The organism is Streptomyces sp. NPDC003036, from assembly GCF_040611175.1.
In the GTDB taxonomy this organism is placed as follows: Bacteria; Actinomycetota; Actinomycetes; order Streptomycetales; family Streptomycetaceae; genus Streptomyces.
The window spans coordinates 21,655-28,763 of the sequence record NZ_JBEXNO010000065.1 but is presented as its reverse complement, the minus strand read 5'-3'; the positions used below and the strand labels follow the sequence as shown (position 1 = coordinate 28,763).

Sequence of the window (7,109 nt, the reverse complement as noted above, 5' to 3'; positions counted from 1 at the left end):
CCGGGCCCACGCCGCGCGCGCTCGCCGGGCCGCCCCCCCCCACACGCCGGGGCGCGCCCCCCCCCCGCCGTCCGGTGGTGCACCGCTCCCGCGAAGCGTGCCGTCGTACGCGGCCCGTCAGGCCGGGTCCGTCAGGCCGAGTCCGTCAGGCCGGGTCCGTCACCTCGCGCCGGGTGGCGAGGACGACCAGGCCGCCGATCACGGCGAGGCCCATGAGTACGGCGCCGAAGATCGTGGCCCCGCTGGTCAGGCCCACGGCGTCGCTGAGGTAGCCGGCGGAGACGGGCAGGGCGCCGGCCGGGATGTAACCGCCCACGTTGAGCGCGGCGTTGGCCTCGGCGAGGCGCTGCGGCGGGATGCTGGAGTTGAGCAGCGACAGACCGCCGAGCTGGCCCATGCCCTGACCGGCGCCGGCCAGCAGCGCGGAGACGATGAGGACCGCGACCGCCGAGGTGTGCACGGCGATGATCAGCGTGACCATGCTCAGCGTGGTGCTCACCGCCCCGGCCGTGAGGATGGTGCGGCGGCGCAGCCGCTGGACGGCGAACTGCACCCCGGTGGCGGCGAGGAACATCACGAACGCCATGGCTCCGGCGATGATCCGGTTGGTGGTGCCGAGCAGTCCGGACAGCAGCGAGGGCCCCAGGGAGAGCACGAACGACGTGGCGGTGATGCCGGGCGCGAACACCGCGATACCGAGGGCGAGCTGACGGCCGTGACCGCGCGGCACCCCGGGCACCCGCACCCAGGCGCCCTTGGCGCGCACCTCGGGACGGCGTACCGGCATCCGCAGCACGCAGAGCACCGCGGTGACCAGCAGGACGGCTTCGACGACGAAGACGGTGACGGTCGGCGCGGGCGCCACCTCGGAGAGCACACCGGCGAGCAGCGGGCCGAGTCCGGCGCCGAAGACCATGGCGCAGGAGGCCAGGAGGGCGGCGATCCGCTTGCGCTCGGGTCCGGCGACATCGGTCACGGCGGCCATGCCGGCCGAGACGACGGCGCCGACCGCGATCCCGGTGAACAGCCGCGCCACGATGAGCGCGGCCACGCCGGCGGCGGTCGCGAAGATCAGGCAGGCGGCGAGGGCGAGCGCCAGGGCCGGCAGCAGCACGGGCTTGCGGCCGAGCCGGTCGGACACCACGCCGGAAACCAGCAGAGAGCCGATGAGCCCGACGATGTAGAAGGCGAACACGACGGTCAGGGTGCCCTTGGAGAAGCCCATGTCGTGCTGCCACAGCACGTACAGCGGCGTCGCCGCGTTCGACAGCACGAAGACGGCCGTGACCGGCCACGCGGCCAGCCACACCCACCACAACGGCGCGACGGCCCGCCCACCGGCCTCCGCGGCGCCTGTGCGCCCCCTCCCCTCGACGGCCTGCACGGACGCGGTCCGGGTCTCGGACATGACTGTTCCTCCCGATCTTGCCTGCCACTCCCCAGCAGTACGAGTTCAATCGAACTTAGCATGCAGTACGATCGAACTCGTACATAGGAATCGCGTTATGAGGAGTGGCCTATGCCCGCGACGACGGCCCCCGCGCCCGCCATCAAGGTGTTCCCCGAGCCGTCCGACCTGCCCGAACCCCTACCGGAGCCGGCGGTCGACGACCTGCGCCTGGAAACCGTCCTCGGCGCGCTGAGCGACCCCTTGCGGCTGACCATCGTCCGCAAACTCCTCCTGGAATCGGAGGACTTCGACCACCCCTGCGGCTGGTTCGGCCTCGACCGCCCCAAGTCGTCGCTCACGCACCACTTCAAGGCACTGCGCGAGGCAGGGATCACGCGCCAGCGCCAGTACGGCCTCGAACGCCGCAGCCACGTCCGCATCGACGACCTGAACGCCCGCTTCCCCGGCCTCCTCGCCCTGGTGGCCGCCTGGACCCCCCAGCCATGACGCACCCCCCTGAGCCCCCGGCCCCCGACCCCACCGCCCCGGCCTGATCCGCTACGCTGTCAGGGGCCGTCCCTCAGTGGCGGTCACACCCTTGCCACAGCGAGGCGGAATGCTCACCCAGAGTGTCCAGCCACGCTCCACGCAAGCCCCGCCTCCGTAGCTCAGGGGATAGAGCACCGCTCTCCTAAAGCGGGTGTCGCAGGTTCGAATCCTGCCGGGGGCACTGCAAAGCTGCGGGTCAGCACGCTGAAGGCCTTCCAGGGAACCTCTTTGGAAGGCCTTCAAGCGTGTAATGGGAACGCCCTGGGAACATTGAACTGCGCGTTATTCACACTTCGGATATTGCCGACGAGGCAGCTGCAGCCGACTGGTGAGAACGGCGTATCACGACGCCACTGTCAGTGGTTGGCGCGCATTGGCACGTTTGCCCCAACGCTCCAGGGGTGCCGGTAAGAACCGTGTCACCAGCCACAAACGACCGGTCTACTCCGCCGACTTTGCAGGCTGGGGCAGTTCGGCTGTGGGATGCCATGTCCGCATCGACATCCACATCGACACATAAGTCACAAGAGTCCGGCGTGGCCTCGCTCCGGGGCGCGGCCCGGCGCCCGCCCGGCGCCCGCCCGGCGCCGTCGCGCTGCTCACCGCCTCGCTCTCCTACGCCGTACTCACCGCTGCGTACGTCGTCGCCAACCGCGCCACCCCGCAGCCCGGCACACCCGGCCGCGACATCCTGCGCCACTCCGTACGCGACCACGGCACAGCGATCGATCTGGGCGCTTTCCTGCTGGTCGTCGCCGCCGTGCTCCTGGTGCCCGTCGCCGCCACCCTGGCCCGGCTGATGCGGCGGGGGCAGGGGCAGGACGGTGGCGCCGCGGCGACGACAGCCCTCGCCGGTGGTCTCGGATTCGTCGTGTCGTTCGCGCTCCTGGCGGCAGGCACCTGACGACTGCCCCCTCGCCCGTACGACTGCGCTCAGCCCGGCTCGCGGGCCACGCATCGCCACCGGCCAAGGACACCGTCCGCCGGCCGTTCCCGCCACCGGCGCTGGGGATGACCCACCGCAACGCCCCCTGCCCATCGAAGATGCCGCTGTGATCACGAGTCTGCGAAGAAGGTTTGGAGGTGGCGGCTGACCGGATCGGGGCAGTCCAGTTGGGGGGCGTGGCCGCAGCCGTCCAGGATCTGAAGTTGCTCGTTGGGGAGCAGTTCGGCGAAGCGGTGGGCGCGGTCGACGGGCTGGACGGTGTCCTGCCTGCCCCACAGCACCAGGGTCGGGGTCGTGGTGGTGGGGAGGGCGCGTTCGGTCTGTGCCCAGTCGAGACGGCGTTCCAGCAGGTAGGTGGCGCGGATGTTGTCGTGGAAGGTCATCGGTGCCCACCACTCGTCCAGCAGCTGGTCGGTGACGCGTGACTTGTTGACCATCATGCCCTCGGCCAGGCGGCGGACGGTGGACTTGCCGGTGGACAGCTTGACGGCCAGCTCGCCGACGACGGGGATCTTCAGGGCTTCCCACATCCAGGTGCCCGGCAGGTCCAGGCCGGTGGCGTCCAGCAGCGCCAGTTTGGTGACGCGGCCGGGGTGGCGCTGGGCGAACGCGAGCGCCCAGCCGCCGCTCCAGGAGTTGCCCGCCATGGCGGCCTGCCGGACGCCCACAGCGTCCATGAACGTGCCAACGGCGGAGACCATGGCGTCCAGGTCGTAGTCGAAGCCGGAGTCCTTGACCTGGGTGTAGCCCTGGCCGGGGAGGTCGACGACGTACACGGTGTGGTCGCGGGCCAGGGCGTCGAGCTGGTCCTTCCAGCCGATGACCGAGGTGCCGCCGGGCGAGAGGAGGATCACCGGTGAGCCCGTTCCGGCCTTGACGTAGTGGAAGCGGGCGACCGGGGTGTCGGCGTAGCGGGAGCCGACCTGGGCGAGGTAGGGCGAGCGGAAGGCCCGGCCGTCCTCGCCCGGCTGCCAGACGTACGCGCCGACCAGCATCGCGGTCACCAGCAGTGCCGTCGCGGCCGCCGGCCAGCGGAGCCAGCGGAGCCTGCGGAGCCGGCGCTTGCGCACCGGTTCGGCGGCCTCGGTCTGCGATGTGTCGTCGAGGGAAGTCATGGTGATCCTCCTGCCGGGAAGCGTGTCGACGTTTGGACGGGACAGCCCCGGGGCGGCGTGACAGTCCCGGCAGGTGATCTGTCCCACACGCCCCGCCCACGAGGAAGGGGGCGTCGGCCCGGCCGCCGCCACATCCGCTACGTCGGTGCGGCGGCGAGGTCCGCCGCCGTTCGGAAGTGCACGCCGGTCATGCCGAACGACCGCGTGGCCTGGACGTTCTCCAGCCGGTCGTCCATGAACAGGCACCGGTCCGGCGCGGCACGGCGACCTGCGCGGCGATCTCGTAGATGCGCGCGATGGCCCGGACGGGGCACGGTTTCTTCCGTGCACGCTTCAAGGCGACCGACTCGTTCCGCGCAGCAACGTCGGAGGCAGTGAAGGCGGCCCACTGACATCACGGTTGACATCGACGCCCCCGAACGGGCCCCCAGGCGGGCGTGAGCGGCATCGGGACTCCGGCTGAAGACGCCGACGAGTGAGCGTCTTCACCCGCTCGGTGGTCGGGTTTCGGAGGCCCTGTCGTTCCACCGGACAGCAGGGCCTTCGTGCGTGGTGCAGCGGGGACTGCTTCATTCGACGGGCAGGAAGAAGCACCGCTTCGCTTACCCACGTAGCCGTCCAGGCGGTCGTTACGCGGCGGGCTCTACGGCGGGCCCGGTCGCACCCGGCGCTCGTCAGCGCCATTCCCCCGCGGTGGGCGCCACGTCGTGGATCAAGAAGTGGAGTTGTACGTCGTCCATGGACTCCGCCCACAACCCCTCGGCGTCGAGCACGAAGGCCGCGACCATCCGGGCCTCGGCGACGAGTTCCGGGCGGTAGGCGAAGCCCGGCCACGGCAGGACGGGGTAGTCGTTCTCCTCGCCGAACCGCCGGACCCGCTCCATGTCGCCCAGGACCGCGTGCGGGAGGGACTCGTTCGCCCAGGACCACAGCCAGGACTGCTGGGCGAGGCTGACGCTGCCGATCATCGTGAGGCGGCCGGTGAGGAACGCCGTCCCGCCGCGCGACCACGTGATCCGCGCGTCGTCCATCGACCACTCGTACTGCACGTCGCCCGACAGCCCGAAACGCTCGACCATGAGGGACTGCCGCGTGCGGGCGCGCTCGCGGGCCGCCAGCACGACCTCTTCCCATCCGGAGTGGTCATGCTTCGAGCTGTCGTCCACTGTGCCTCCTCGCGCCGAACTGTCGCGAGATCCTCCCATCCGGGCCCCTGGCCGCCTGCGCACGGGCCGCCGTCCTACGCGCCGGTCGGCCTCGCCGTGCAGCTCACCGCCACCGAAGGCGTGCCCCCGTCCGCCGGTCCCGTGGCCAGGAAACCGAACGTCGCGCTCGTGCCCGGTGCCAGGGAAGCGTTCCAGGAGGCGGGGGTGACGGTGGTGGCGCCGTCGGGGGCCGAGGCCATGGTGGCGTTCCAGAGTTGGCTGACGCGGGCGCCGCCGTTCAGGACCAGGGTGACGGTCCAGCCGAGGGGTGTGGCGGAGGTGTTCTTCACCGTCACCTCGCCCTGGAAGCCGCCCTGCCAGGAGGTGGCAACACGGAAGGAAGCCGTGCACGCGCCGCCGCCGGGCGCCGGGTCGCCCGGGTCGCCGGGGTCCCCAGGACTGAGGTACGGGACCAGCGCCGGGTACCAGCGTGCCGCGAGCTTGGTGTCGCCGGAGGCGTTCGGGTGGACGCCGTCGTACGTGTCCGTCGCCGTGTCGAAGCCCGTCCACTGGTCGACGACCGTAACCGGGGAACGCTCGGTCGTCACTGTGGCGGCCCAGGCCGGGATGCGCTGGTTGAGGTCGACGACCCGCTGGGCGCAGGCGGTGCAGGTGCTCGGGTTCATCGGGATGAGCTGGGCGACGAGGATCTTCATGTCGGGGTTCTGGGCCCGCATCTGGCGCACCAGGGTGGTGTAGGCGGCGAGGACGCGGTCCGGGGCGAGGGCGCTCCAGACGTCGTTGGTGCCGAAGTGCATGACGACGACGTCCGGGGAGGTGGCGGCCAGCCAGCCCGGGAGGAGGTTCTGGTCGGCCACGTTGGTGGCCAGGTAGCCGCCGTGGCCCTCGTTGTCGCCGTCGTACGGCTGGCCGCAGCCCTGCGGGCCGAGCGTGCCGACGAAGTCGACGTTCCGGTGTCCGGCGCTCTGGAGCCGGTTCCACAGCATCGCCCGCCAGCAGCCCGGGGAGCCGGTGATGGAGTCCCCGAGGGGCATGACGCGTACCGGGGCCGCGGTGCCGGAGGCGGCAGCCGCCGTCGGCGGTGCGAAACCCAAGAGCCCGATCAGAAGGGTGAGCAGAAGCGGTAAGGCCCGGAGGCGGCGCCGGGCGGTGGCTGGTGCTTTCATGGCGGAAACCTTTCGCCGGATGGTGGGAGCGCTCCCATCATGAAGCTCTCCCGGCGGTGGTCCGTCAAGACCCCTACCGGCACGTCACCCGCATCTGCCCCGCCGCATGGTGCGCCCCCACCAGCGAGCCGTCCCCCCAGTCCCGCCCCCGGTCCGTCAGCAGCACCGTGAACGTCGACGACCGGACCTCGTACGTGCCGACCTCGACCAGCGCGCCCCGGTGGCGCGGCTGGCGGACGCCGAAGGCGGCGTACGCCGACGACGGGTCGCCGTCCGGGTCCGCGAGGACGCGGTAGATCGTCGGGTTGCCCGCGACATCGATGTCAGTAGGGCCCTTGGGGACGTACACCGCCAGGGCGCAGCGTTCGCGCGAGGTGCCGACCGGCCAGGTCCAGGTGACGGCGGAGGGGCCGTCGCGCTCGGGGCTGCCCGACATGGGGAGAGCGGTGAAGCGGCCGTCGCAGGAGTCGTCGCGGTGGCCGCCGGATGGGACCGTGTACCAGGCCGCGTCGCCGTTCTCGAAGCGGCCGTGTTCGCGGTAGACGGTGTCGGTGGTGCAGCCCGGGCCGGCCCACGCCGTGTACGTCGGCACGCCGGTCGGGGCAATGCGGGACGGCAGGCTCCGTTCCGGCAGGGCCACCCCCGGGGCCTCGGCGGCCGGGTCGCAAGACGCGAGGCAGCAGGCCGCAGCCGCGACAACCACCCCCGCCCGTATGGTGCGTTCGCTTGCCATAGCCGATCACTATGAAGCGTCACCCACGGTAACGGGAGAGGTGA

7 protein-coding genes and 1 tRNA gene are annotated in these 7,109 nt (G+C 71.5%); 3 read left to right on the top strand and 5 right to left on the bottom strand.

From position 1 onward, the window contains the following. Positions 1–145: 145 nt before the first annotated feature. Positions 146–1,408 carry an MFS transporter gene (locus tag ABZX67_RS31675; RefSeq protein WP_355367674.1) on the bottom strand — a complete coding sequence of 421 codons (1,263 nt, stop codon included), beginning with the start codon at positions 1,406–1,408 and terminating at the stop codon, positions 146–148. A 111-nt stretch (positions 1,409–1,519) separates the two neighbouring features. Here ABZX67_RS31675 and ABZX67_RS31670 point away from each other — a divergent pair, with 111 nt between their 5' ends. From ABZX67_RS31670 to ABZX67_RS31660, 3 genes are all read left to right on the top strand, one after another. Continuing rightward, positions 1,520–1,897, top strand: a complete 378-nt coding sequence (locus tag ABZX67_RS31670; protein ID WP_355367671.1) for an ArsR family transcriptional regulator — start codon at positions 1,520–1,522, stop codon at positions 1,895–1,897. A 150-nt stretch (positions 1,898–2,047) separates the two neighbouring features. Then, positions 2,048–2,120: transfer RNA gene (locus tag ABZX67_RS31665), tRNA-Arg, on the top strand. A gap of 579 nt (positions 2,121–2,699) precedes the next feature. Next, positions 2,700–2,843, top strand: coding sequence for a hypothetical protein (locus tag ABZX67_RS31660; RefSeq protein WP_355367668.1), 144 nt, complete (start codon positions 2,700–2,702; stop codon positions 2,841–2,843). 152 nt (positions 2,844–2,995) lie between these two features. Here the strand turns inward: ABZX67_RS31660 and ABZX67_RS31655 are convergent, their stop codons facing one another. The 4 genes from ABZX67_RS31655 to ABZX67_RS31640 form a co-directional block, all read right to left on the bottom strand. Then, positions 2,996–4,000, bottom strand: coding sequence for an alpha/beta hydrolase (locus ABZX67_RS31655; RefSeq protein ID WP_355367665.1), 1,005 nt, complete (start codon positions 3,998–4,000; stop codon positions 2,996–2,998). Between the two features lie 674 nt (positions 4,001–4,674). After that, entirely contained in the window at positions 4,675–5,166 is a 492-nt protein-coding gene (locus ABZX67_RS31650; protein WP_355367662.1) for a DUF6882 domain-containing protein, read from the bottom strand. Positions 5,167–5,240: 74 nt separating this feature from the next. Next, on the bottom strand, positions 5,241–6,332 hold the full coding sequence (locus ABZX67_RS31645) for a GDSL-type esterase/lipase family protein (protein ID WP_355367659.1): 1,092 nt from the start codon (positions 6,330–6,332) through the stop codon (positions 5,241–5,243). 73 nt (positions 6,333–6,405) lie between these two features. After that, entirely contained in the window at positions 6,406–7,065 is a 660-nt protein-coding gene (locus ABZX67_RS31640; RefSeq protein WP_355367656.1) for an adhesin, read from the bottom strand. Positions 7,066–7,109: the final 44 nt, after the last annotated feature.